Annotated in this window: 23 protein-coding genes; 19 read left to right on the forward strand and 4 right to left on the reverse strand. The window is 53.2% G+C overall.

The annotated features are described in order from the left end of the window. The first annotated feature begins 47 nt into the window (after nucleotides 1–47). From GXX34_01080 to GXX34_01110, 7 genes are all read left to right on the forward strand, one after another. Nucleotides 48–548: a DUF1850 domain-containing protein gene (locus GXX34_01080; protein HHW06119.1), complete on the forward strand. Its 501-nt coding sequence runs from the start codon at nucleotides 48–50 to the stop codon at nucleotides 546–548. After that, a complete protein-coding gene (locus GXX34_01085) occupies nucleotides 538–2484 on the forward strand; it encodes a TRAP transporter permease (protein ID HHW06120.1) in 1947 nt (648 codons plus the stop codon). Before GXX34_01080 ends, GXX34_01085 begins: the two co-directional genes overlap by 11 nt. 141 nt (nucleotides 2485–2625) lie before the next feature. Next, nucleotides 2626–3063 carry a 50S ribosomal protein L13 gene (gene rplM, locus GXX34_01090; GenBank protein ID HHW06121.1) on the forward strand — a complete coding sequence of 146 codons (438 nt, stop codon included), beginning with the start codon at nucleotides 2626–2628 and terminating at the stop codon, nucleotides 3061–3063. A gap of 18 nt (nucleotides 3064–3081) precedes the next feature. Continuing rightward, nucleotides 3082–3474, forward strand: coding sequence for a 30S ribosomal protein S9 (gene rpsI, locus GXX34_01095; protein ID HHW06122.1), 393 nt, complete (start codon nucleotides 3082–3084; stop codon nucleotides 3472–3474). Nucleotides 3475–3677: 203 nt separating this feature from the next. After that, nucleotides 3678–4415, forward strand: coding sequence for an N-acetylmuramoyl-L-alanine amidase CwlD (locus GXX34_01100; GenBank protein HHW06123.1), 738 nt, complete (start codon nucleotides 3678–3680; stop codon nucleotides 4413–4415). An 83-nt stretch (nucleotides 4416–4498) separates the two neighbouring features. Next, the gene (locus tag GXX34_01105) at nucleotides 4499–5002 is read left to right on the forward strand and encodes a methylated-DNA--[protein]-cysteine S-methyltransferase (protein HHW06124.1); all 504 of its coding nucleotides are present in this window, start codon (nucleotides 4499–4501) and stop codon (nucleotides 5000–5002) included. A 79-nt stretch (nucleotides 5003–5081) separates the two neighbouring features. After that, on the forward strand, nucleotides 5082–5438 hold the full coding sequence (locus tag GXX34_01110; GenBank protein ID HHW06125.1) for a hypothetical protein: 357 nt from the start codon (nucleotides 5082–5084) through the stop codon (nucleotides 5436–5438). Between the two features lie 118 nt (nucleotides 5439–5556). Here GXX34_01110 and GXX34_01115 read toward each other — a convergent pair whose 3' ends face one another. Then, complete coding sequence (locus GXX34_01115; GenBank protein ID HHW06126.1) at nucleotides 5557–6315, reverse strand: tRNA 2-thiocytidine biosynthesis protein TtcA; 759 nt, start codon at nucleotides 6313–6315, stop codon at nucleotides 5557–5559. 262 nt (nucleotides 6316–6577) lie between these two features. On the opposite strand from GXX34_01115, the gene GXX34_01120 reads away from it, so the two are divergent. The 5 genes from GXX34_01120 (at nucleotide 6578) to GXX34_01140 (ending at nucleotide 13190) form a co-directional block, all read left to right on the forward strand. Further along, the gene (locus GXX34_01120; protein HHW06127.1) at nucleotides 6578–7222 is read left to right on the forward strand and encodes a flavodoxin family protein; all 645 of its coding nucleotides are present in this window, start codon (nucleotides 6578–6580) and stop codon (nucleotides 7220–7222) included. Between the two features lie 118 nt (nucleotides 7223–7340). Beyond that, a complete protein-coding gene (locus GXX34_01125) occupies nucleotides 7341–8480 on the forward strand; it encodes an acyl-CoA dehydrogenase (GenBank protein HHW06128.1) in 1140 nt (379 codons plus the stop codon). Between the two features lie 599 nt (nucleotides 8481–9079). Next, nucleotides 9080–10996: a CBS domain-containing protein gene (locus GXX34_01130; GenBank protein ID HHW06129.1), complete on the forward strand. Its 1917-nt coding sequence runs from the start codon at nucleotides 9080–9082 to the stop codon at nucleotides 10994–10996. 18 nt (nucleotides 10997–11014) lie between these two features. After that, nucleotides 11015–11758: a 3'-5' exonuclease gene (locus tag GXX34_01135; protein HHW06130.1), complete on the forward strand. Its 744-nt coding sequence runs from the start codon at nucleotides 11015–11017 to the stop codon at nucleotides 11756–11758. A gap of 211 nt (nucleotides 11759–11969) precedes the next feature. Further along, on the forward strand, nucleotides 11970–13190 hold the full coding sequence (locus GXX34_01140; GenBank protein ID HHW06131.1) for an NAD-dependent malic enzyme: 1221 nt from the start codon (nucleotides 11970–11972) through the stop codon (nucleotides 13188–13190). A 146-nt stretch (nucleotides 13191–13336) separates the two neighbouring features. Here the strand turns inward: GXX34_01140 and GXX34_01145 are convergent, their stop codons facing one another. Together GXX34_01145 and GXX34_01150 are read right to left on the reverse strand one after the other, a co-directional pair. After that, nucleotides 13337–14359, reverse strand: a complete 1023-nt coding sequence (locus tag GXX34_01145; GenBank protein ID HHW06132.1) for a sugar kinase — start codon at nucleotides 14357–14359, stop codon at nucleotides 13337–13339. A gap of 16 nt (nucleotides 14360–14375) precedes the next feature. Continuing rightward, complete coding sequence (locus GXX34_01150; protein HHW06133.1) at nucleotides 14376–15023, reverse strand: bifunctional 2-keto-4-hydroxyglutarate aldolase/2-keto-3-deoxy-6-phosphogluconate aldolase; 648 nt, start codon at nucleotides 15021–15023, stop codon at nucleotides 14376–14378. A 162-nt stretch (nucleotides 15024–15185) separates the two neighbouring features. On the opposite strand from GXX34_01150, the gene GXX34_01155 reads away from it, so the two are divergent. The 6 genes from GXX34_01155 to GXX34_01180 all read left to right on the forward strand — a co-directional run bounded on the left by GXX34_01155 (nucleotide 15186) and on the right by GXX34_01180 (nucleotide 21468). Further along, complete coding sequence (locus tag GXX34_01155) at nucleotides 15186–16784, forward strand: mannitol dehydrogenase family protein (GenBank protein ID HHW06134.1); 1599 nt, start codon at nucleotides 15186–15188, stop codon at nucleotides 16782–16784. 33 nt (nucleotides 16785–16817) lie between these two features. Next, nucleotides 16818–17846, forward strand: coding sequence for a TRAP transporter substrate-binding protein DctP (dctP, locus tag GXX34_01160; protein ID HHW06135.1), 1029 nt, complete (start codon nucleotides 16818–16820; stop codon nucleotides 17844–17846). Between the two features lie 15 nt (nucleotides 17847–17861). After that, entirely contained in the window at nucleotides 17862–18344 is a 483-nt protein-coding gene (locus GXX34_01165) for a TRAP transporter small permease (GenBank protein HHW06136.1), read from the forward strand. Between the two features lie 4 nt (nucleotides 18345–18348). Further along, nucleotides 18349–19629: a TRAP transporter large permease gene (locus GXX34_01170; GenBank protein HHW06137.1), complete on the forward strand. Its 1281-nt coding sequence runs from the start codon at nucleotides 18349–18351 to the stop codon at nucleotides 19627–19629. 15 nt (nucleotides 19630–19644) lie between these two features. Then, complete coding sequence (uxuA, locus tag GXX34_01175; GenBank protein ID HHW06138.1) at nucleotides 19645–20721, forward strand: mannonate dehydratase; 1077 nt, start codon at nucleotides 19645–19647, stop codon at nucleotides 20719–20721. A 69-nt stretch (nucleotides 20722–20790) separates the two neighbouring features. After that, nucleotides 20791–21468 carry a GntR family transcriptional regulator gene (locus GXX34_01180; GenBank protein ID HHW06139.1) on the forward strand — a complete coding sequence of 226 codons (678 nt, stop codon included), beginning with the start codon at nucleotides 20791–20793 and terminating at the stop codon, nucleotides 21466–21468. 103 nt (nucleotides 21469–21571) lie between these two features. Here the strand turns inward: GXX34_01180 and GXX34_01185 are convergent, their stop codons facing one another. Next, the gene (locus GXX34_01185) at nucleotides 21572–21970 is read right to left on the reverse strand and encodes a pyridoxamine 5-phosphate oxidase (protein ID HHW06140.1); all 399 of its coding nucleotides are present in this window, start codon (nucleotides 21968–21970) and stop codon (nucleotides 21572–21574) included. 49 nt (nucleotides 21971–22019) lie between these two features. Between GXX34_01185 and GXX34_01190 the strand changes: the two genes are divergently transcribed. After that, complete coding sequence (locus GXX34_01190) at nucleotides 22020–23306, forward strand: trypsin-like serine protease (protein HHW06141.1); 1287 nt, start codon at nucleotides 22020–22022, stop codon at nucleotides 23304–23306. Nucleotides 23307–24877: the final 1571 nt, after the last annotated feature.

The following is a 24877-nucleotide window of genomic DNA, read 5'->3' on the forward strand; positions in this document are numbered from 1 at the left end:
CAAGGGCCGGATACTTGCCAGTGTCCGGCCCAAAGTGTATCCGTCCTGTGCTGCTTGGCATAATTGTGATTCTTTTCCTCCTCGGTCTTTCCCTATCTCCTTCCTATTACCTGGTCGTCGCCGGCGAACCTGGTGAAGAACTGATGTCGCTTCCCTTGGCAAAAGGGGAAAGCTTCAAGCTGTATTATGAGCATTCCGTCCACCGTACCCCGGTCATAGAGATTTTCCAAGTTGGTCCCCAGGGAGAATTGCGGCTGGTGGCTTCGGAGTTTAGTGCTTTTGGTGTGGGGACTCCCTTTTTGCCGGAGGAAGGAGAACTGCGGGAGGTAAATGGGAGATTTGTGCTGGAAGGATTGGAACGGGTCTTTCCCGAGGTCCGGATCCGGCCCCTTGCATTAACCAACAACCAGTTGTGGTACCGGGAGCAAGTATACCCTTTGTTTGATTTGAGTAGCGACGGCTCCGTAATTATCTTGAGAGTATGTCCCGGTAAGTTGACAAAGCTGTGGCAGTATATCGATAAAGGGGGAATGGTAGATGAGCCGTGAACACGTCGTTGACAACCAGGTTGAGGCAGAAAAGATACTGGCTGAGATAGATCCGGAATCCGGTTACCGGCGTCTAGGCGGCTTTGCTGCCAGGATTATTGCCGCCGTTGCTATCACTTTTTCCTTATTCCAACTCTATACCGCGGCTTTTGGGGTTCTGGATGCTCATTTGCAGCGTTCCGTTCACCTGGCCTTTGGTCTCTGCCTGGTGTTTTTGCTTTATCCTGCGCGGAAAAGCTGGCCGAAAGACAGGCTGCACCCGTTGGACTTACTGCTGGCTTTACTGGGTGCCGCCGCGCCCCTCTACATTGTTTTCAATTATGACGCTTTAGTCCTGCGGGCAGGCACGGTCACCACCACGGATTTGATCATTGGTAGCCTGGGTATTTTGCTGGTGATTGAGGCCGCCCGCCGGGTGGTAGGCTGGCCCATTGTGATCGTAGCATTTGCCTTCGTGGCTTACGCTTTCCTCGGCCCTTATATTCCCGGTGCATTTGCCCACAAGGGCGCCACTATAAAACGTTTGGTGGGTCATTTGTTTTACACTACGGAAGGCGTTATGGGGATACCCCTGGGCGTGTCCTCGACCTTCATCTTCCTATTCATTCTATTCGGAGCTTACCTGGAGAGGACCGGTCTAGGACAATTCTTTATTGACCTGGCTAATGCCATTGCCGGTTGGGCCGTGGGAGGACCGGCTAAGGTGGCTGTGTTGTCCAGCGGTCTCATGGGCACTGTATCCGGCAGCTCCGTAGCTAATGTGGCGGGCACGGGCAGTTTCACCATACCGATGATGAAAAGGTTAGGATACAGACCGGAATTTGCCGGCGCGGTGGAGGCAGCGGCCTCAACCGGCGGCCAATTGATGCCCCCGATCATGGGAGCGGCTGCCTTTTTGATGGCGGAATTTGTGGGGATACCTTATATTGAAGTGGCTAAAGCAGCCGTTATTCCCGCCATCCTTTATTTCACCGGGATTTGGATCGGGGTCCACCTGGAGGCCAAGAAAACCGGGCTCAAAGGCATGAACCGGGAAGAACTGCCCAAAATTAAGAACATCTTGCTGGAGCGAGGACACTTGATCATACCGCTGGTGGCGATTGTGGTGCTGCTGGTGAAACAATATACTCCCATGCGGGCAGCTTTAGTAGGTATTGTGCTGGCCATCGGTGCCTCCCTGCTGCGCTCCTCCACGCGCATCAGCTGGCGGGGGGTACTGGAAGGATTGGAAGCAGGTGCCAGATCAGCCTTAGGCGTGCTGGTGGCTTGCGCCTGTGCCGGTATCATCGTCGGGGTAGTTACCCTGACCGGTTTGGGATTGAAGCTGGCTACGGTGCTGGTGGATTTGGCCCAAGGGCTGCTGCTGCCGACGCTGGCCCTGGCCATGCTGGCTTCCTTGTTGCTGGGGATGGGCATTCCTACCACGGCCAATTACGTGATTACCTCCACCATCGCTGCTCCTACTCTCATGCTGCTGGGTGTCCCGCCCTTGCCGGCTCACATGTTTTGTTTCTACTTTGGTGTGATTGCCGACGTGACGCCGCCTGTGGCCCTGGCCGCCTATGCCGGTTCAGGGATTGCGAAAGGTAATCCCATGGTTACCGGTGTGAATGCTTTTAAGCTGGCCATTGCCGCTTTCATCGTGCCGTACATTTTCGTCCTGTCGCCTTCCATGCTGCTAATTGATACTAGTGCTGCGGAAATAGTACGGATTATTTTCACCGCTCTATTCGGCATGGTGGGTTTAGGTTCTGCCATGGCCGGTTATTTGTTGGTGCAGGCGTCATTAATTGAACGGCTGCTCCTTCTAGTCGGCGGTTTAATGATGATCCACCCGGGTCTGCAAACAGACTTGATTGGACTGGCCGTTTTGGCAGCGGCGGTGGCCTGCCAGTACTTGAAGCGACGCCACCTGGCCATCACTCAGGAAGCTTAATTCCTTGGATGCTTGACATTGCATAGCCTGTGGATTAAAATATCTATTGTGGTTTTTTGTATACATTTTTCTCCAAGCCACGAGAGCCCCGTTAGCTTGAGATAATGTTGCAGCCACGTCAGATGTTAAGGAGGGACGATTGTGACTACTACCTTTATGGCAAAACCCCGGGAGGTAGAGAGAAAATGGTATATCATAGATGCGACCGATAAGCCGTTAGGACGCCTCGCTTCGGAAGTAGCCTCCATTCTCAGGGGAAAACACAAGCCGATCTTTACGCCGCATGTAGATACCGGGGATTTTGTCATTGTGATCAATGCCGAGAAAGTAGTGTTAACCGGTAAGAAATTAACCCAGAAGAAATGGATCAGGCATTCCGGTCATCCCGGCGGTTTGAAATCTACCGATTATCAAACCCTGTTGGCAACCAAGCCGGAAAAGGCCGTGGAGCTGGCCGTGAAAGGCATGCTGCCTCACAATTCCTTGGGGCGTAAAATGTTTAAGAAACTGAAGGTTTATCGCGGAGACAGCCATCCTCATCAAGCCCAGAAGCCGGAAAAATGGGAATTGAGAGGTTAACGGAAGGGAGGATTTAGTTTGGCACAGGTGCAGTATTACGGTACAGGGCGCCGGAAACACGCAGTGGCCAGGGTACGACTGGTGCCCGGGGACGGCAACTTCATCATCAATGATCGGCCCCTGAATGAATATTTTCATGCGAAGACTTTGGAAATGATCGTCAAGCAGCCTTTGGAACTGACCGGAACTATTGATCGTTTTGATGTGCTGGTTAACGTACACGGCGGTGGCACCACCGGACAAGCCGGCGCTATTCGTCACGGCATTGCCCGGGCCCTTCTCCAAGCTGACGGAGAACTCCGTCCCGTGCTGAAGAAGGCCGGTTTCCTCACCCGGGATCCGAGAATGAAGGAAAGAAAGAAATACGGCCTAAAGAAAGCCCGGAAAGCGCCTCAATTCTCCAAGCGTTAATGACGGTCTGGCAGTGTTACGACAAAAGGTTTTTATGCCTTTTGTCGTTTTTATTTTTCCCGGTTTTGCCGGCAACAAAAGGAAAGGCAGACCGGCAGTGGGCGACCGTTTGACGGCCGACTGGATTTTTCTTTTAGGGGAGAGTTCTAGGAATGGTGCCGGCCACATAGGAATGATTAGCATGGAATGAGGAGTGAAGGCGGTTGCGGGTAGTGTTTCTGGTACTGCACCGGCGGGCGCTATGTTTGATCATTCTGAGCCTGTTAGGCCTAACTCTTTCCGCCCTGTTTGTGTTTTATGTAAACTATGGTACTGCCGACCGGGAGGCAGCCGGTCAAGAGACCTTCAACTGGGTTTTAGGAGGAAAGACCATCGCCCTGGACCCGGGCCATGGAGGCTACGACCCGGGCGCCAAAGGCCCGGGCGGCAGCCTGGAAAAAGATATCAACCTGGCCATTGCCCTTCAGTTACAGCAAGTGCTGGAACAAGCCGGCGTTAACGTAGTGCTGACCCGGGACCGGGATGTGGACCTGCTTACCCCCGGTGAGGGAACCAAGAAATACCGGGATTTGAGCAACCGGTTGAAACTGATCCGTGAGCAAGGGGCGGAACTGCTGGTCAGTATTCACCTGAACAGCTCCGGCAGCCGGTGGCGCGGTGCCCAGGTCTTTTACCACCCGAAGGACCCTCGCAACAAGGAACTGGCGGTAGCTATCCAGGCTGAAATCCGTAACCGGTTACAAAACACCACCCGCCAGGCACTGCCCTTGACCACGGCTTACCTGCTGAAGGAAATTGACATCCCCGCCGTGATTGTCGAAGCAGGCTTTATCAGTAATCCGGAAGAGGAAAGACTCCTCAACCGGGTTGATTACCAAGAAAAGATGGCGCAAGCCATTGCCGGGGGCATCCTTAAATATTTGTCATGTGTTGACGAATAAAGACGAGGGATTTGGCCCTTCCTGTCAAATCCTTTATGCGACAGGTAGTCCAGGGATGCATTTAATCAACGGGGAGGATGGATATGTTCTATTCTATTTGGCAGATGTCCTGGGGTTGGATGGGAGCTATGGGCGATGAGGGCGGCCTAGCCTATTTGACACTGCCCAGGGATGACCGGGAACTGGTCTACCGTGAATTGCGAGACCATGCCGCCGGGGAGTTGGCGGACAACCCTGCCTGGTTCACCGGATTACGTCAACTACTGGACCGGTATTTCCAAGGTGAGTACGTTGATTTCCGGGAGATTTCCCTGCAATGGGACCTGGTCACCCCATACCGGCGACGGGTGCTGGCGAAAGCACAGGAGATTCCTTACGGGGAAACCAGAACCTATAAATGGCTCGCCGAGGCCGTGGGTAACCCGAAAGGTGCCCGTTCCGTGGGACAAGCCATGGCCCACAACCCCTGGCCCCTGATTGTCCCCTGCCACCGCGTGATTGGCACCAACGGCAGGCTGACCGGCTTTGGCGGCGGTTTGTCGATGAAAGAGAGGCTCCTGGCGTTGGAAAGCAAGGGAAGGAAATAGCCGGCAGGGCACCTTTTCCCCTGGTGCCACATAAAATGCAGTAGCAATACTAAAATTTGTAAAAAGGAGTCTGGTACCAATGCGCAGGGATTATGTAGACGACTGGTCATCCTATGGCTACGGCGATCCCTATTACATTGACAGTGCCTACGGGGCGGGATACGGGTACAATAACAACTATAACCACCCCAATTACTACGGGCCTAACTGGTCCTGCCCCGGGGGAGGTTACGGCCCCGGCATGGGGTGCGGCGGTTATGACAACTGGCATTATGGCAACAATTGGCAAGGGTGTCCCGGCGGCTCCATGACACCCAATGAATTGGCGGAATTGATGCAACTGGTGCGGGATACGAACCAGTGCTGCCGGCAGATGCTGCAGATGATGCAGCAAATGCACCCACCGGGCCACCAGAATACTTCTGCGGCGGAGTAAACCGGCTGCGCAAAAAAGGGCATCCAATCAATGCCCTTTTACTCTTTGAGGAATTATCTAGTGTTCAGCTGTGGCTGCCGGGAGGCACATTTCGGGGGACAGCTCCACAACGGTTCTTTTATTCTTGCCATAAAGTTTCTCCGGGAAGGCGGTGCTGTTTCCACAAGTTGCTGAAATCGATGTTGTGGAAAGCCGTTAAGAATTTTTGCTTGACGTCCGGGTATTCCCCGGCCAACTGCCTCACCAGTTCCCGCATGCTGTCCCGCCGGGTATGGCCCGAGGCGGGACAAGGGTTATGGATTTCCGGCAAGTAAAAATGGCGCCCGACGGAAACAACCGTTTCCTGGGGTAGGTAAATCAAGGGACGGATCAGGGTCAAGCCTGTCCGGTCCAAGAAGGTGGACGGCTTAAAGGTGCCCAGCTGCCCGGTGAAGATAATATTCAACAGAAAAGTTTCGATGGCATCATCCAGGTGATGCCCCAGGGCCACCTTGTTGCATCCCAGCCGCAACGCCACCTGGTTTAGGGTACCGTGGCGCAATTTGGAACAAAGGGAGCAAGGATTGGTTTCCTTGCGTATATCGAAAAGAATACGGCCGATTTGAGTCGGTTCGATATGAAAGGGTATGTTTTCCCTGGCACAAAAGTCTGCTAAAGGGCTGAAATCGGTTCCCAATCCCATGTCCAGGGTAATAGCCTGCAATTCAAAATTGAGATGGGAGTGCTTCTTTAACAGGGACAGGATGTATAATAAGGCCGTGCTGTCCTTGCCCCCGGAGGCGCCTACCGCCACTTTATCCCCGTCCTGAATCATTTCGTAATCGCGGATTGCCCTTTTTACTCGGGTCAAAAACCATTTACTGTATGCCTTTTTCATAGCCCACCTCTGCCGCAAGTTGTTTCATGACAGTGTATATTATAACGGATAGCCGCGAAAAAGCTAAAGATTATTTTGCGAATTTGTTATTAATTACCGGTGGCGGCAGGTTTTAGGCCGGGGAAGACATCATCCATCGCTGCCCGCCCGGTCCGGCGGCGCCAGGTTTTTATCCTGGGCGCCTGCGAAAAAGAAGGAAATTCATCTAACTAGGGAGAAGTGATCATGACCGGCAACACCAGGACAGCGGGAGTGAAATTGCATGAAGATTCTTGCTATTAACGGGAGTCCCAGGAAGGGCAAAAACACTGCCATCATGCTCAAAACCGCCCTTGAGGCGGCGCAAGAACTGGGGGCGGCCACGGAGTTATTGGAATTATCGGATTATAATTTGCGTTTCTGTACCGGCTGCAATACTTGTTTGCGGCAGGAGGCTTGTGCCATTACTGATGACGATAACGCCTATCTGCATGCCAAAATGCTTGAAGCGGACGGCATTATTTTGGGTTCTCCCTGCTATTTTGCCAATGTCAGCGCTTTGATGAAAAACTTTATGGACCGGACCCGGTGCCTGCACATGGTGAAGCCTGCTTTGAAAGGCAAGGTGGGCGGAGCCGTAACCCACGCCGGGTTACGGCACGGGGGACAGGAACATACTTTGGCTATCCTGGAGCGCTTTTTGGTCAGCCAGGGGCTGATCCTGGCCGACGGCTTTGAGCCCTTTGACGGTGGGAAGCGCTTGTTGACCACCACCGGGGTGATGGGCACCATGTTCCGCGGCGTGGAAGAAGGGAAAATCAAGTATTACCGCAGTGTTACGGAGGATGAGCTGGCCATGGATGCTTGCCGCATCTTGGGTCAAAACATGGTCAAATTGATTGAAAAACTGCAAAAAGCTGTGCCCTAGGCCGACCGCCGGCGCCGGGGGCCGGGCACCCCTGCTCGTTCCGGGGTGCCGGCATGGGCAGTATTATCAAAAAATACTGAAAATACAGCGCGAATGGCTGTGGAGAAAGGAGTCAACTATGGATTTTCAATTTACCGAGGAACAGCTGCTGCTGCAGAAAACCCTTCGGGAGTTTGCCGAAAAGGAAATCGCCCCTCACGTAGCTGATTGGGAAAGACAAGCCAGGTTTCCCAGGGAGACGGTCAATAGGCTGGCGGAACTGAATCTGATGGGGCTCCCCATTCCGGAAGAATGGGGCGGCGCCGGTGCCGATTTCGTTTCTTATGTGATTGCCCTGGAGGAAATATCCAGGGCCTGGGCCGCCCTGGCGGTGATCCTGGCGGTCCATACCTCCTTGGGATGCTTTCCCTTGCTCTATTTTGGCAGCGAAGAGCAGAAAAAGCGTTTCCTGCAGGAGATGGCGGGCGGCCGGAAGCTGGGAGCTTTTGCCCTGACGGAACCGGAAGCGGGCTCTGATGCGGCCGGGATCAAAACCAGGGCCCGGAAAGTTGGGGATGAGTATGTTTTAAACGGTTCCAAAGTATTTATCTCCAATGCCGGGGAAGCCGATGTTTACCTAACCTTCGCCGTCACCGAGCCGGGTAAAGGACCCAGGGGCATTTCGGCCTTCCTGGTGGAAAAGGATACGCCGGGATTTCGCATGGGGCCGCCGGAGCGGAAAATGGGGTTACATGCTTCTGCTACGCGACAGCTGTTTTTTGAAGATGCCCGGGTACCGGCGGAGAACCTGCTGGGCCGGGAAGGAGAGGGATTCAAAATTGCCATGTCCCTACTGGATACCGGCCGGATTGGCGTGGGGGCTCAGGCCCTGGGCATTGCCCGGGCTGCTTTCGAAGCTGCCAGGGATTATGCCAAGGTGCGGGAACAGTTTGGTCAACCTATCGCCACCTTTCAAGGGATCCAGTTCATGCTGGCGGATATGGCCACCCAGATCGAAGCGGCCAAGCTCTTGGTTTACCAGGCAGCCTGGTTGAAAGAGCGGGGCTTACCTCATACCAAAGAAGCTTCCATGGCCAAAATGTTTGCCAGCGATGCAGCCATGAGGATCACCACCGACGCAGTACAGGTATTCGGCGGGTACGGGTATATGGAGGAGTACAAAGTGGAACGGTTGATGCGGGAAGCGAAAGTGACCCAGATTTACGAGGGCACGAACCAGATCCAGCGGCTGGTGATCGCGCGGGAGATCTTGCGGTGAGAGGAGGTGGCTCTTTTTGACGCCATCCGTTTAGGGGGCAGCCCTCACCAACGGGACAGATGCCTACTTCCGCCCCATTTGAGGAACGGGGCGGGGTGCCGGCTGCCGTCGAACAAGGGTTTTCCCTAGGGAGCTCGCCGGCGGGGGGAAAGAAACTTCGCCGCCTTAAAACCGCAGTGATCATGAGCCGGTGGCCCCTAAGCCCAGGCAATTAAATGGAAGAGTCAGGGGCAGCGCCCACTTGATATCCCTCATGATGGATTGGGTCAGAGCATATGCTACACTAGGCGAAGCTGCATCTGTTATGCCAGAGATGTCCGGGCTATACCGGTAGCGGACGGTTTCTTAAAGGAGGAAACCCGGGCGGCCGGGGGACAGCTCCGCGGGTTCCCGGCGCCACCGGGATTGGAGGAACATAACCGGGACATGAAGGCACTGACCCGGTCACGGGGGGATGCCGGCATCCAGAGTCTTTCTGCCGGGATGCACCCCAAACGCCGGAAACCATGATGGCCGCCGTTCAGGAAGATGTGGACGTAACGGGTGAGCAAGGCCGGCCCCCGGGGCCGGCTTCGGCGACACCGGAAAGGAGGCGAAGCATGCCGAAACCGAGTACCAGCTTTTTGAAGAGTATTACCCCCTTTAACACTTTGACGGATAAAGAAATTGAAGAAGTAGCCGCCCACTTGGAGTATGCCATTTACACGCCGAATACTTACGTTTTCCGCCAGGGAGACCCTTCCCAAAATGTCTTGTTTATCATTGAAGAGGGACTGGCCGAGGTGATGGTGTCCGGCGATCATGTTACGGAAACCATTGTCAGTTACCGCAAAGCCGGGGACTTTTTCGGTGAGACGAGTTTAATTGTCGGGCAGGAGTACTCCGGTTCCGTCAGGGCGGTGGAAGAACTGCGCTGCTGGCTGCTGCCCAAGGAAATCTTTGAGCAGTTGCTGTATAAACCTGCCTTCAGCCACTTTTTCACCAGGATTATTACGGAACGAATGAGATCTCTGTATGATGAAATCGGCCGGGAACAAGCCCAATCGGCTTACTTGGTGGAAGCAGGCACTTTTCGCCGCCGCATTAAAGAGATTATGTCAACTCCCGTGATGACCTGCAGTCCCGAAGATACCGTGGAGGACATTGCGGAAAAAATGGTTAAAGCCAATGTAAGCTCCCTGGTTATGGTGAACGAAGCCCAGGAGCCCATCGGATTAGTTACGGAGAGGCATTTGGTTACCAGGGTGCTGGCGAGTAAACGAACGGCCCGCCTGACCAAAGCCGTCGAGATCGCCGATCCTGTTTCCTCCTCCCTCAGCCCGGATGCCTTTTTCTACCAGGCGCTGCTGACGATGGTGCGGCACCGGGTGAAACATTTAACGGTGGTATCTGAACAAAAACTGGCGGGCATTGTCACCATCAGCGACTTGATTAAGACCAGAAGCGTAGGCACCATCAGTATTCTTCAGGACATCGAAGACCGGCACACCATACCGGAACTGGCTTCCGCCGTCGCCCCCCTCAACAACGTGCTGAAAGCACTGATGGCAGAGAAAACGCCGGTAAGAGAAATTACCGCCATCATGAATGAATACTATGATCGCCTCACCCGTAAAATCATCTCTATTGCGGAAAGGGAACTGGCGGATGAAGGTTTTGGGTCTCCCCCTGCCGATTATTGTTTCATCAATATGGGCAGCGGCGGTCGCCGGGAGCAGTCCCTGCGGACGGATTTGGACAACGCCATTATTTTTGCCGAGCCGGAGGGGTTGACCCGCGAGGAAGCCAGGGCTTACTTCTTGGCTTTAGGCCGCCGGGTGATTGACGGGCTGGTCCTGTGCGGCTTTAAGAGATGCAACGGGGACGTGATGGCATCCAACCCTGCCTGGTGCCGTTCCTTAACGGAATGGATGGAGACGGTGCAGGATTGGTTTCAAAATCCCAGTTCCATCAATATTCGCCACTTGACGATTTTCCTGGATTTCCGTCCCCTGGCCGGCCAAGCAGAGCTGGCTGAGCGGTTGAGGAACTGGATTTTCGATCTTTTTGTGCAATCTCCCCTGGCTTCTCACCTATTGGCCGCTGATGAACTCCAGTACCGGCAGCCCCTCTCTTTGACCGGGAGGTTCATTACCAGGAAGGACGGGCCCCATAAAGGGGAGATTAACCTGAAAATCTCCGCCTGCGTGCGGGTTGTGGATTGTGTAAGGCTGTTTGCTTTGAGGCACAGGATTGAGGAAACTTCTACCTGGGATAGGCTCGATCGCTTGGCTACCCTGCATATTTTAAAGAAGGATGATGTTGAGTTTTTCGGTGCCGCCTATGAAACCCTGATGTTTTTCCGGCTCAGGGAAAATCTAAGAAAAGTAATCATGGGCAAAGAAGCCGATAATTACATCAATCCCGATCACTTGACGAAAATGGAAAGGTCCCTCTTGAAAGATGCTTTTATCGCCATCGGCAAACTGCAGAAAATAACCAACAACCATTTCAGTATTTTCTGGTTGGCCAGGTGAGCTTAAGGAGGTGGGCTGGTGGAAAGGATTACCCAGTGGTTGAGCCTCAGGTACGTGAAATGGAACAGGCCCTGCGCGGCCGGCGGCTGGGAAGAGGAAATCAACCAGCGGATCAGCTTGCTGCGCCCGCGGCAACTGCGCGGCGTTCCCTTAGAAGAAACCCGTTTTGTGGTTTTTGATACGGAAACCACCGGTTTCTATCCGAAAAAAGGTGACGAGCTTCTATCCATTGGCGCAGTGATCCTGGAACAAGGCCAAATCCAGGAGGAGACTTTTCACCGTTTTATTAACCCGCACCGGCCGGTACCCCAGGTGGTGACGGAACTGACCGGCATTACGCAGGCACAAGCCGATCAAGGTGAAGAAGCGGCCGTAGTCATCAAGGATTTCCTGGATTTTGCCGGGACCTGTGTGCTGGTAGGTCACTCGGTGGATTTTGATTTATGTTTCCTTAATCACACCCTGAAGAGGTTGGGCTGCCAGGCCATAAGCCTTCCTGCTCTAGACACTTACTGGCTGGCCAAGGCTGTTCATCCCGGGTACCCGGACTTGTCCTTAGACGGATTACTGAAGCTGTATGGGCTGGAACCGGTGGGCCGGCACACGGCCCTGGGAGATGCTCTTCTCACGGCTAAGGTGTTTATCAGATTGTTGGAACAGTTGAGCCCGCTCAAGTTCTGCGATTATTTTGACCTGTGCAGCTACATCCAGCGCCGGAACTGGCAGCATGAATTCGTCGGGACCCGTTCTCCCCGGCTGTAATTAAGAGACAGAAAATTCAAAATTGATTAGACAAATATCAAGCGCGGTTGGCCCGGTTCATTAAACAAGTGACCGGGTTCTTTTATGGGCTTGGGATTTTGGTCATAAAAATCACCAAAGGGTTGGCCCGGCAAAAAGGTATTTCAGTTCTCGGGAAAGAATTAGACAATTAAGTGTTATCAAATAATTTAGAAAATAAGAGGGTGGTCTAATGTCCGTCAGGGAAAGGGCACTGGAGCTGCATGCCAGGCACCGGGGGAAAATCGCCGTAGTCAGCAAAGTTCCTCTCAGCACGGTCGATGACCTGAGCCTGGCCTACACGCCGGGAGTCGCGGAGCCGTGTAAGGAGATTCACCGGAACAAAGAGTTGGTTTATGACTACACTGCCAAAGGCAACATGGTAGCGGTGGTGACCGACGGCACCGCCGTGTTGGGACTCGGGAATATTGGGCCGGAAGCGGCCTATCCGGTAATGGAAGGCAAGGCTTTGCTGTTTAAGAATTTTGCCGGCGTGGACGCTTTTCCCATCTGCCTTGACACTACCGATGTGGACCGGATCGTGGAAACGGTGAAGCTGCTGGCGCCGACTTTCGGCGGGATCAATTTAGAAGATATTGCCGCACCCAATTGTTTTGAAATAGAAAGGCGATTGAAAGCGGAGCTGGATATTCCCATCTTCCATGATGACCAGCACGGCACGGCGGTGGTGGCTGCCGCCGCTTTGGTCAATGCGCTGAAAATTGTGGGCAAAAAGCTCGGCGATATTAAGATTGTGATTAACGGCGCAGGGGCTGCCGGAATTGCCATCACCAAGCTCTTACTTTCCATGGGTGTAGGGGAAATCATTCTTTGCGATCGCCAAGGGGCTATTTATGAAAGCCGGGACGCAGGGATGAACCCGGCTAAGGCAGAGATCGCGAAGCTGACGAATAAGGACCGGCAGCAAGGCACTCTGGCGGATGTCATCAAAGGTGCCGATGTGTTTATGGGCGTATCCGGTCCCAACATGGTGACCAAAGAAATGGTGGCCGGTATGAAAGAACCCGTTATCATGGCCATGGCCAACCCGGTACCGGAAATTATGCCGGCGGATGCGGCGGAAGCCGGGGCCCGGGTCATCTGCACCGGGCGCTCTGATTTTCCTAATCAGGTGAATAACGTCTTGGCTTTCCCGGGGATATTCCGCGGTGCCTTGGATGTCCGGGCCAGGGATATTAATGACGAAATGAAGCTGGCCGCCGCATACGCCATTGCCGGCCTCATTTCCGAGGCCGATTTGCGGCCGGATTATGTCATCCCCAGTCCTTTTGATGAAAGGGTAGCCCCGGCGGTGGCCAAGGCGGTAGCCAAAGCCGCCCAGGAGAGCGGCGTGGCCAGGTTGAACATCGATCCGGAAGCCATCGCCGAAAGAACCAGGCAACTGCTCCGGTAAGGTGGTAGACCGGGTCGCGGGAACTTCATGGCCCTTTAACATGCCGCAGGTACAATGGAGGGGTGTACAGGCCGGCGCCAACGGTACACCCCCTTTTCTTTTTGCGAACTATCGCCGTGTCGTACGGTGCTAATGGAAAGCTTATTCTATCTTTGCACGCGCCCGGAGGCGTCACCCTTCATAAGGGCTTCCACTTCCTTTTGCGAGACCAGGTTAAAGTCGCCGGGAATCGTTTGTTTCAAAGCCGAGGCCGCCACGGCAAACTCCAGGGCGGTTTCGGGCTCCATGCCGGTGACCAGGCCGTATATAAGGCCGGCGGCAAAGGAATCCCCGCCCCCTACCCGGTCCACCAGGTGGATCTGGTACCGGCGGGAGAAGTGAGCGGTGCTCCCGTCGTACAGCATGGCAGACCAGCCGTTGTCGGAGGCGGACAAGCTTTCCCTGAGGGTGACGGCCACATATTTGAAACCGAAGCGCTCTTTCAGCTGCCGGGCCACATCCTCATAGGCGGCATGATTGATTTCGCCCTTCTGCACATCTGTGTTCTTGGCTTTGATGCCGAACACTTTTTCCGCATCCTCTTCATTGCCGATGCAAACGTCCACGTAAGGCATGAGCATGCTCATGGTGGCATTCGCCTCTTCCGGGGTCCAGAGCTTCCGGCGGTAATTGAGGTCCGCCGAAACCGTCAGTCCTATCTCTTTGGCGGCTTGACAGGCTTCCAGTATGATGGTCCTGCTCTTGGCACTGAGGGCCGGGGTGATGCCGGTGAAATGGAACCAGCCGGCGCCGGCGAAGATTTCCCGCCAGTTAAAATCACCCGGTTCAGCTTCCGCGATGGATGAATGGGCCCGGTCGTAAATCACTTTCGAGGGGCGCTGGGCGGCCCCGGTCTCCAGAAAGTAAATACCCAGGCGGCTGCCACCGCGGGCGATGAAGCGGGTATCCACCCCGTACCGGCGCAAACTATTGACAGCACATTGACCGATTTCATGTTCCGGCACTTTAGTGACGAAAGCGGCTTCCAGCCCGAAGTTGGCCAGTGCCACCGCCACGTTGGCCTCCCCGCCGCCGTAGCAGGCGTCAAAACGGTCGGCCTGCACAAACCGTTGATGGCCGGGTGTGGACAGCCTTAACATGATTTCACCGAAAGTTACTACTCTTGCCATGGGATGACCGCCTCCTCTAAAAATTTCTCGCTTCTCTTACCTTGGCGACAAATTGCTTGGCCGTTTCCGTGACCAGGGCGAAATTCCCGGTTTTCGCTCCGGCAGTGAGCTCACTGCCCACTCCTACCGCTACACAACCGCTGGTAATCCATTCCCGGACGTTGTCCAAGCTCACCCCGCCCGTCGGCATCAAGGGCGCCTGAGGCAAGGGACCTTTGAAAGCTTTCACGATTTTCGGCCCGAATAGGTTCCCCGGGAAAATCTTAATAATGTCCGCCCCGGCTTCCAAGGCAGCCAGCGCCTCCGTGGGCGTCATGCAGCCCGCCATATAAGGTATCTGGTACCGGTTGCACAGTTTAGCGGCGGCCGGATCAAAATTCGGGCCCACGATGAACTCCGCTCCGGCCAAGATGGCAATCCGCGCCGTCTCGCTGTCCAGTACCGTGCCGGCGCCCAGGATCAATTCCTCCGGGGAAAACTGTTCCCGCAGGGCGGCAATGACCTTGTCGGCCTGGGGCACCGTAAAAGTGATCTCGATAGCCGGGATGCCGCCCTCAAGACATGCCCTGGCAATCTTCTCCGCCACTTCCGTGTTTTCCGCCCTCACTACTGCCACTACACCCACATCAATAATTCTTTGCAGGGTCTGCAGTTTCTTAATCAAAATGCTCCCTCCCTTGGTTAGAAAGAAATGAACTTCCCTGATTAAGTACCCAGCAGTTTAGTGCCATTGAGAACAAAAACATATTGCAACTTGTATACTAATATGGTAGCATGTAAGTGATCAAATGAAAAGGGCAAGGCCCAAAATAATCGGGTGAGCAAGATGAAACTTAACTTGCAAGATTTAAAAAACCGGCAGCCTTGGCTGGACAAGGGTTATGAGCTGCCTTCCTTCCCCTTGGAACAAGTGCGGGCGGCTACCTTGGCCGAGCCCACCTGGCTTCATTTCGGGGCCGGCAATATTTTCCGGGCTTTCCCGGCGGTGCTGCAGCAGCAGCTCTTGGAGCAAGGGTTAAGCAGCAAGGGCATTATCGTCTGTGAGGCTTATGATGAAGAGATTATTGAGAAAGCTTTCAGGCCGTACGATAACCTGACTTTGGCCGTCACTTTGAAGGCGGACGGCAGTCTTCACAAGCAGGTGGTGGCCAGCATTGTGCATGCCGTGACGGCGAGGGGCCATATGGCATTCTTGGAAGAAGTATTCACCGCTCCGTCGCTGCAGTTGGTCACTCTTACCATTACCGAAAAGGGTTATTCTCTGACTGATGCTCGCGGTGGGTATTATCCACAGGTAGTGCGGGAATTTGAAAGCCCGGCTGAAGAGCCCAAGAGCCTGATGGGCTTGATCGCCCGCCTGTGTTACAAGCGGTATAAGGCCGGGCGGCTGCCCTTGGCTTTAGTGAGCTTGGATAATTGTTCCCAGAACGGGACCGTGCTGTACCGGGCGGTGAAAACCTTTGCCCAAGAGTGGCACAAACAGGGACTGGTGGATCCAGGTTTTGTGGATTATCTCGACAACCGGGATCTGGTATCCTTTCCTTGGACCATGATTGATAAAATCACCCCCCGCCCTTCCGAGGAGGTCAGAAAAGTCCTGGAGCAAGACGGGTATGAAAGTGCGGCAATAGCCTGTACCGGCAAGAATACCTTTGTTTCTTCTTATGTAAACGCGGAAGAGGTCCAATACCTGGTCATCGAGGATGCTTTCCCCAACGGGCGGCCGCCCTTGGAGCAGGCGGGCGTCATCTTCACCGACAGGGAAACGGTGGACAAGGTGGAGAAGATGAAAGTGGGTACCTGCCTCAACCCCCTGCATACGGTCCTGGCTGTTTACGGCTGCCTCTTAGGGTACACCTCCGTGGCAGAAGAAATGAAGGACGAGCATTTAAAGCTGTTTATTGAGAGGCTGGCTTACCGGGAAGGATTGCCGGTGGTGGTGGACCCGGGCATTATCAGGCCGGAGGACTTCCTGCGGGAAGTCATTGACAAGCGGCTGCCCAATCCTTTCCTGCCGGATGCGCCCCAGCGCATTGCCTGTGATACTTCCCAGAAAATCCCCATGCGCTTTGGGCAAACCTTGCAAGCCTATGTGAAGGCCGGTCAGGATATTTCCGGATTAACCTATATACCTTTGTTCATCGCCGGTTGGCTCAGGTACCTGTTGGCAGTGGATGATGAAGGACAATCCTTTGTCCCCAGTCCTGATCCCATGTTGGATGTGCTGCAGGATTATCTCCGGGGACTTCATTTAGGATATCAGGGGGATTTAACCGGCTACGTGAAACCCATCTTGTCCGATGCGAGGATTTTCGGCGTGGATTTGTATCAATACGGCCTGGCGGCCAAAGTAGAGGGCATGTTCCGGGAACTGTTGGCCGGCAAGGGTGCCGTGAGGCAGACCCTTGATAAATATATACATTAAGCCAAGCTTATGAAAAAAAGAGGAGGGTATTGCATGAAAAAGGTCTTGTCGCTGTTGGTAGTGCTGGTGATGACGGTGGGATTGCTGGCCGGGTGCGGCGGCGGCTCATCATCGCCGGATGGCGGCGCAGGTAATGGAGTAGCGGATGACGGTAAAGTCTATGAACTGAAAATGTCTACCCAGCTGGCTGACACCCATCCCATGGTAACAGGTTTCAAGGAATTGGCCGCCAGGCTGAAGGAAAAATCCGGCGGCAGGTTAGTTATGGAAGTTTTCCCCAGCGCCCAACTCGGTTCTGATGAAGACGTAATTGAACAGGCTATTCAAGGAGTTAACGTGGCCGTTTTAACTGACGGCGGCCGGATGGGCAATTACGTGGAAGAAATGGGTATTATTCTGGCTCCCTATTTCGCTGACAACTACGATGAAGTATTAAAAGTCACGGAAAGCGATCTTTTCAAGCAATGGGAGCAGGAACTGGCGGAGGAACACGGCATCAGGGTGTTGTCCTTCAACTGGTATGATGGCCCGAGGCACTTTTTGACCAATAAACCCGTTACCAAACCGGAAGACTTAAAGGGACAAAGGATCAGGACTCCCGGTGCTCCCGTTTGGTCTGAATCAGTGAAGGCCCTGGGCGCTACCCCTGTCTCCATGCCCTGGACCGAGGTCTACACCGCCGTGCAGCAAAAAGCCATCGACGGGGCGGAGGGGCAGCACACAGCCTCCTATACCTCTCACCTCTATGAAGTGCTGAAATATATCGATAAGACTGCCCATTTCCAATTAGTCAACGGCATTATCGTGGGTGAGAAATGGTTCCAAACATTGCCTGAAGACTTGCAGCAGCTGCTCATTGAAGAGACTAAAGCCGTGGCGGCGGAAAACGCCAGGTATATTGAACAAGTAGCCGACGAATTCGAGCAAAAAATGGTGGAAGCAGGCATGGAAGTGGTTGAGGTAGACTTGGATGCCTTTAAGGCGGCCGCTGAACAAGCTTATGAAGTCTTAGGATTGAAAGAGCTGCGGGATCAGATTTACGCCGAGATTGGGAAAAAGTAAGCAGGCGGTGAGGCAATCTTTATGAAGGCACTGTACAACGCCTGGTGCAAGTTGGAAGAAACGGTGGTGCAGGTGTTTCTGGTCACGATTACCTTCCTGGTCTTTGCTTCGGCTATTTTTCGCACCATCGGCAGGCCGCTGAACTGGGCCACGGATGTATCCTTGCTGCTCGTTGCTTGGACGGTATTTCTGGGAGCCGATATGGCTCTCAGAAATACCGGATTGGTGCGGGTGGACATGATTACGAAGCGGTTCTCCCCCCGGGGGCGGAGAATGATCCAATTAGCCTGGTATCTGGTTATGCTGGTGTTCCTGGCGGCACTTATCCGGTATGGGGTGCCCCTGGCGATAGAAAGCTCCAAGCGTTTGTTCCAAACATTGCGTATTAGTTATTCCTGGGCAACCATGAGTGTGCCCGTAGGTTCCTTCTGTATGATGATTACCATTGTGCTGCGAATGTCTAAGCTCTTCAAGAACCAAACCGTTGAGGAGAAATAAGCCTATGCTGGTTGTTTTGATCATCTTTTTGTTCTTGTTGATGTTCGGTATGCCGGTGGCCTTTGCCATCGGGGTTTCCGGTGTGGTCTATTTCCTCATGACACCGGAAATCCCCTTTTCCATTGTGGTGCAGCGGGTGGTGGCCTCCACCCAATCATTTACCTTACTGGCCATTCCCCTGTTCGTCTTCGCCGGCAACTTGATGAACTATACCGGGATTACCAAAAGGCTGGTGAAACTGGCGGACGTCCTGACCGGGCACATGTACGGCAACCTGGCCCAGGTGAGCTGTGTGCTCAGTACCCTCATGGGTGGGGTGTCAGGGTCCTCCAATGCCGATGCCGCCATGGAGTGCCGCATCCTCGGCCCTGACATGATTAAGAAAGGTTATGCCAGGGGTTACGGCGGTGCCATAAACGGTTTGTCTTCCCTCATCGTTTCCACTATTCCTCCGAGTATGGGCCTGATTATTTATGGTTCCGTAGGGGAAGTGTCCATCGGCCGCTTGTTTGCCGGGGGCTTCATTCCAGGTATTCTGATGGCTATCTTCCTCATGGTGACTGTATCGATCACTTCCCGTAGAAGGGGTTACCTGCCTGCCAGGGAGAAACCTGCTTCCTTGAAGGAAATTGCGGTGGCCGCAAAAGAGAGTTTTTGGGCTTTGATTTTCCCTATCCTGTTAATTGTAGGAATCAGGTTTGGCGTGTTTACCCCGTCGGAAGCCGGTGCTTTCGCTTGCGTTTATGCCATGTTCGTGGGGATTGTCATCCACCGGGAAATGACTTGGAAGGATTTCAAGGAAGCGGTGCGCAGCAGCGTGATGGACATCGGCGCCATCATGGTTATCGTAGCCTATTCGGGCATTATAGGCTACGGGATAGTCTACGACCGGGTGCCGCAGCACCTGGCGGAGTTTCTCATTGGCGTTACTTCCAATCCGGTCATGCTCTTGTTTATCATCATTATCTTTTTGATTGTCGCCGGCATGTTTGTGGAAACCACCGTGGTGGCCTTACTGCTCACTCCTATCTTGCTGCCGGTGGTGACCAAAGTGGGCGTGGACCCGGTGCATTTCGGTTTGATCATGATGCCGATGGTGACATTAGGCATTATGACACCTCCGCTGGGTATCGCGCTGTATACCGTGTCGTCCATTATGGAATGCCCGCCGGAAGAAGTGGTGAAAGAAGCCATCCCCTTCTACCTGGCCGTGATTGCCGTCATCGCTATCGTCGTTTTCTTCCCGGATTTGGTGCTGTGGTTGCCCAATCTCATTTTTGACTAGTGGAGTGTGATGTGATTGAAATTAGTTTTTCGCTGGTTTGGTGTAGGATTTGATAAGATAACTTTGGAACAAATCAGGCAGATTCCGGGAATTTCCGGCGTGGTCACCAGTTTGATGGATATCCCTGTCGGCGAAGTCTGGCCGTTGGATCGCCTGCAGGCTTTGCAAAAACAAGTGGCGGAGCAGAGCTTGGAATTGGAAGTTATCGAGAGCGTGAATATTCACGAGGATATTAAACTCGGCGTGCCCTCGAGGGACCGGTATATAGAGGCATATATTCAAACCATGAAAAACCTGGCCCAGATCGGGGTGAAAGTCATTTGCTACAATTTCATGCCCGTGCTGGACTGGGTGAGGAGCGAACTGGCCCGGCCCCTGCCCGACGGGTCCAATACCATGGCTTACAAGCATGACTATGTGATGCGGATTGACCCTCGGAAACTGTCGGAGTCTGTAGGGAAGCAGTCCAACGGCTATGCCTTGCCGGGCTGGGAGCCGGAGCGGCTAAAACTGATGTCTGACACCATCGCCAAGTATCAAGATGTTTCCGAGGACCAGTACTGGCGTAATATTAAATACTTTTTGGATGCAGTCATACCTTGGGCTGAGAAATATGATGTAAAACTAGCCATTCATCCCGACGACCCGCCCTGGCCCATCTTTGGTTTACCCAGGGTTATCACCGGCCGGGACAATATCCGGCGGTTTTTGGACTTAAACCCAAGTCCTTACAATGGAATCACCCTTTGCACAGGATCACTGGGGTCCAACCGGGACAATGACCTGCCGGCCATGATCCGGGAGTTTGCCGGGGAAGGCAGGATTCATTTCGCCCATATCCGGAACCTGAAATTTGAATCCGATAAAGACTTTTATGAATCAGCCCACTTGTCCTGCTGCGGTTCTTTTGATATGTTTGCTATCGTTAAGGCTTTCTATGATGCCGGGTTTAAAGGCTATATCAGGCCGGACCACGGCCGGATGATCTGGGGGGAAACCGGCAGGCCCGGTTACGGCCTATATGACCGGGCTCTTGGGGTGACCTATCTTTATGGCTTATGGGAAGCCATTGACAAGATGTCCGCTGATTGATTTTCACCGTCGTGCAGGCTAATATTTAATTATGTACGGCTGATCAAACAGTGAAAGCGGGTTTTGTGATTGTTGGAAATCTTAGCAAAAACCAGACACGAAACCACAAGAGAATACGTGATCCGGGTGCTGCGATATAATATCGAGAATCTCACCCTGAAGCCCGGGCAGCTGGTAAGCGAGAATGAATTGGCCCAGAGCCTCGGGGTAAGTCGTACCCCGGTCCGGGAAGCGCTGATTGAGCTGTCCCGTACCGGCGTGGTGGAGATTTACCCGCAGAAAGGTACCTTTATTTCCCTGATCGATTTGTCTATTGTGGAAGAGGCGCGCTTTTTGCGGTGCACCGTGGAAAAGGCCATTGTGCAGCTGGCATGTGAAATGTGTTCTGAAGAAGACTTGGCTGCCCTGGAGGACAACCTGCAGCTGCAGCGGGCCTGCGTGGAGCGCAATGATTACCGGCGGTTGATGAGCCTGGATAATGAGTTCCACCGGTTGATGTATGCCGCCTGCAATAAGGAAATGACTTACAGTCTCATCCAGTCGGTAATGACTCATTTCAATCGAGTGCGGCTGTTGAACCTGGCCGAAATGGATATGCAGCGCACCGTTGACGATCATGAAGCCATTTTAAAGGCCGTCAAGAGCCGCAATAAAGATGAGGCCGTCGCCGTGGTGGAGCGGCACTTGAGCAGGGTCCTCTTTGACAAGAATTACCTGATGCAGCTCCACCCGGATTATTTCAAATAAGGGTTTTAGAAAGGGTAATCCCGCCGCCGGCGGGGATTACCCTTTCATTATTTCAGGGGACGCGATTTAGCCCCATCCTTATATGTGATAGTTCACATTACCACTAAAGTTTGACCGTGCGGGAGTTCCCGGTCAGGTCGGCAAAGGTGGCTTCTGCCTGGTCGGCGTAAAAAATTTCAAAAATGTCGTCGTCTTCGCTGTACATGCTTCTCAGGGAAGGCATGTGGTCCAGGGCCGCTTTTTTCGTTTCCCGGCTGGTGATGAATACGGCTTTGCCTCTTAAACGCAGCCACTTTGTCCCGTCTGCGCTGGTGGCGCTGATTTCGAGATTGGGATTGACTTGCAGCTGCCGGTATACTTCTTTTTGATTGTTGGTGCAGAAGCACAGCTTGCCGTCGTAATTCATGACAAAACCGAAAGGCCGCACCCTGGGCAGGCTCCCGTCAACGGTTGCTACATAGAATACCCGGTTCTCCGTTAAGAATGCCAGTACCTCATCCATTGCATTTGACTCCTTTCAATCATTTGCTTGTATTGTCATAATTATTATAATGCATATAATCTCAATAATCCAAGCTTTGCTATCCTTTTGGCGGCGACATTATATCTTGATTATCCAGGCAGGGGTTTTTAGAATAAAAGGTACAGGCAAAACGGCGGGAGTTCGATGTACGGCGTGGGCGCATGCGGCGCAATTAGTTCTCAGGGGAGGGTGGAGTATGAGCGAAAAAACGACGCCAAGCAAGCTGTTCCTGCTGCCGGTGGTGTTGATCACCGCTTGTTTATCCGGGTTAGCCGGTTGGGGCGGCGCCTACCTTGCCCTGTCGGGGCAGCCGGTGCCGGCGGTGCAGCAAGAAGCATGGCCCGGCAGCTCTTATCAAGGGGTATCCACGGCAGCGGCCCGGGATGAAACAGGTGCCCTATCCATTCCGGAAATTGTCCAGCTGGCTGGTCCGTCGGTGGTGGAAATCACCACGGAAACGGTAAAGACGGATCTGGTCATGCGGCAGTATATCTCCGGCGGGGCCGGCAGCGGGGTCATTATTGCCCAGGACGGTTACATTGTCACCAACTATCATGTCATCGACGGGGCCCGGCGGATTTCCGTGACAACCCATGACGGGCGGAACTTTGAAGCCAAAGTGGTCGGTAAAGATCCACAGACGGATCTGGCGGTACTGAAGGTGGAGGCCGCGGGGCTGAGGCCGGCGGTTTTTGGTGATTCGGACAAGTTGGTGGTGGGTGAACTGGCCGTAGCCATCGGCAACCCCTTAGGCGAACTGGGGGGCACGGTCACGGAAGGCATTATTTCCGCCCTCAACCGGGATATCATCATCGACGGCCAGACCATGAACTTGCTGCAGACTTCAGCCGCCATTAACCCGGGCAATTCGGGAGGAGGCCTTTTTAACAGCAAGGGTGAGCTCATCGGCATCGTCAATGCCAAGTCCAGCGGCCTGGGCATTGAGGGAATCGGCTTTGCTATTCCGTCCAATACCGTCCAGGACATTGCCTGGCAGCTGGTGGAATACGGCTACGTAAGGGGCCGGGTGGAAGTCGGGGTGACCCTGGTTGATATTGCCGACGTGCGGGCAGCCATGCTGTACGGCGTGCCCCGGTTGGGCGTGTACGTGATTAGTGTACTGTATGAAGACACCGGCTTCCAACCGGGCGACCGGATTGTGAGCGTGGAGGGGAGAGAGATTAACAGCAGTAAAGAGTTTAAGAACATCATCAGCGGGTACAAAGTAGGGGACAACCTCAAAGTAGTGGTGCAGCGGGGCAGGAGTTTCATCGAACTACAGGTGACTTTAAGAGAAGCTCAGGGCCGTAGATAAAGGGTAACTCGTGCATGGGAGTTACCCTTTTCTCTTGGTACGCAGGGCGTAAGGGCCATCCACAGGATAAGAATTCGGAACTGTGGGAATCCTGGTAGCCGGATCTTCCTAATTCTGTCGAATTGGGTGGGTGTCAGCAACACTTCTTGATCATCCACGAAAACCGTGTAACGGAAAGGGTTTAACTTGATTTTTCCCGCGGTCATGACGTCATCTCGTACCAGGCCTTTGGCACGTTTAATCAAGGCCGTCACTTTGGCATAAAGCTCCGGCAGGGACAAGGGTGTGGATAATCTCAATTAATTCATCATCATCTTCCACCAAGAGAATCCGGTAAATCATTTTTTCACCTTCAGGGATAGCATAGCATAGATGTGTGTCCTTTCTGTATCTTTGCTATTCGACAGTAAAAAATCAGTTATTTCTTGAAAAGTCTCATTGCCTTTGCCCTTGTCCAGTGCAACGAAAGGGACCATTATCCGAATTGCTGACGCAAAACAAGTACGGGTGTAACATAATGAAGGGTTGGACAACTTCAAAAAGAGATTTCGGAAAATTCGCTGAAGGATAATCATACCCTCATGTCGAATCTAAGGCTTGAGAAAGAAATCATATTCACAAAGTGATCTAAAAAGGCTGGCTGAGGCAGGACAATGAACAGCCCGCTGGATTCAATTTGCCATCAGCCAATTTCTTGTCAAGGAAGCCGGCGACCGCCGGCAAAGAGAGAATATGGCAGGAATGAAATGGCATACATTTGTTGCAAAGGAGGATAGGGTAACTCGCCAGTGCGAGTTGCCCTGTCTCTTTTCGGCTTAACTGGCACCGGTCAAGGCAGGGGGCGCTGCGGCAGAACTCAATGTGATTCCTTACCGGAATTGCCAAGTAAAGACATGGTTTAGAATCATTTGATTAATAAATGTTAAATAAGAATATTATAAATACCTGTGAAGAGAATTTGAACTATGGTGTAGAAAGATGAAAAGGAATTACCGTTCATATATAATTGCGGTGGAACTTGTACCGGGGCGGGGCATGAAGAAGGGTACTCCTGTTATCGAAAACGGATCTCCAGGGCAGGTACGTAGGTAATTAGATGCCCCAGAGCATGATGCATCTCCTAAGAGCTGCAAGACCAGAAACGGTGATTTCAAAATATTCTGGTTGTGATTTGGCAATCTTTGAGATGTTTATGCGGCATTGGTTTGAGCAAAGCCTACATGGGGCTTACCAAGAACAAACTGTCAAGCGGGTTGATGGCAGTGAAAAGACTTCCTGCCGCATAGCGGACTGATGGCAGCGTTGACATGGGATGTGAGACCTTATGTGCAGTTGCAGCATGTGTGCATAGGGGGTATTCGATGCGGTTAAACCAATTTGAATTCTTAGTCGCCCTCAATTCTTACGGTTCCTTTTCTAATGCTTATTCTCGTCAATTCAGACCTTCGTTCCTATAACATCCGGCCAAGCATTCCTGAAATATCCGGACACCGTTCCTGCGGCATCCGGCCACCATTATCGTATGATTCGGCCAACAGCCGGCACCTTATGTCTGAAGTTTAACATAGATA

The organism is Clostridia bacterium, assembly GCA_012840125.1.
GTDB lineage: Bacteria > Bacillota > DULZ01 > DULZ01 > DULZ01 > DULZ01.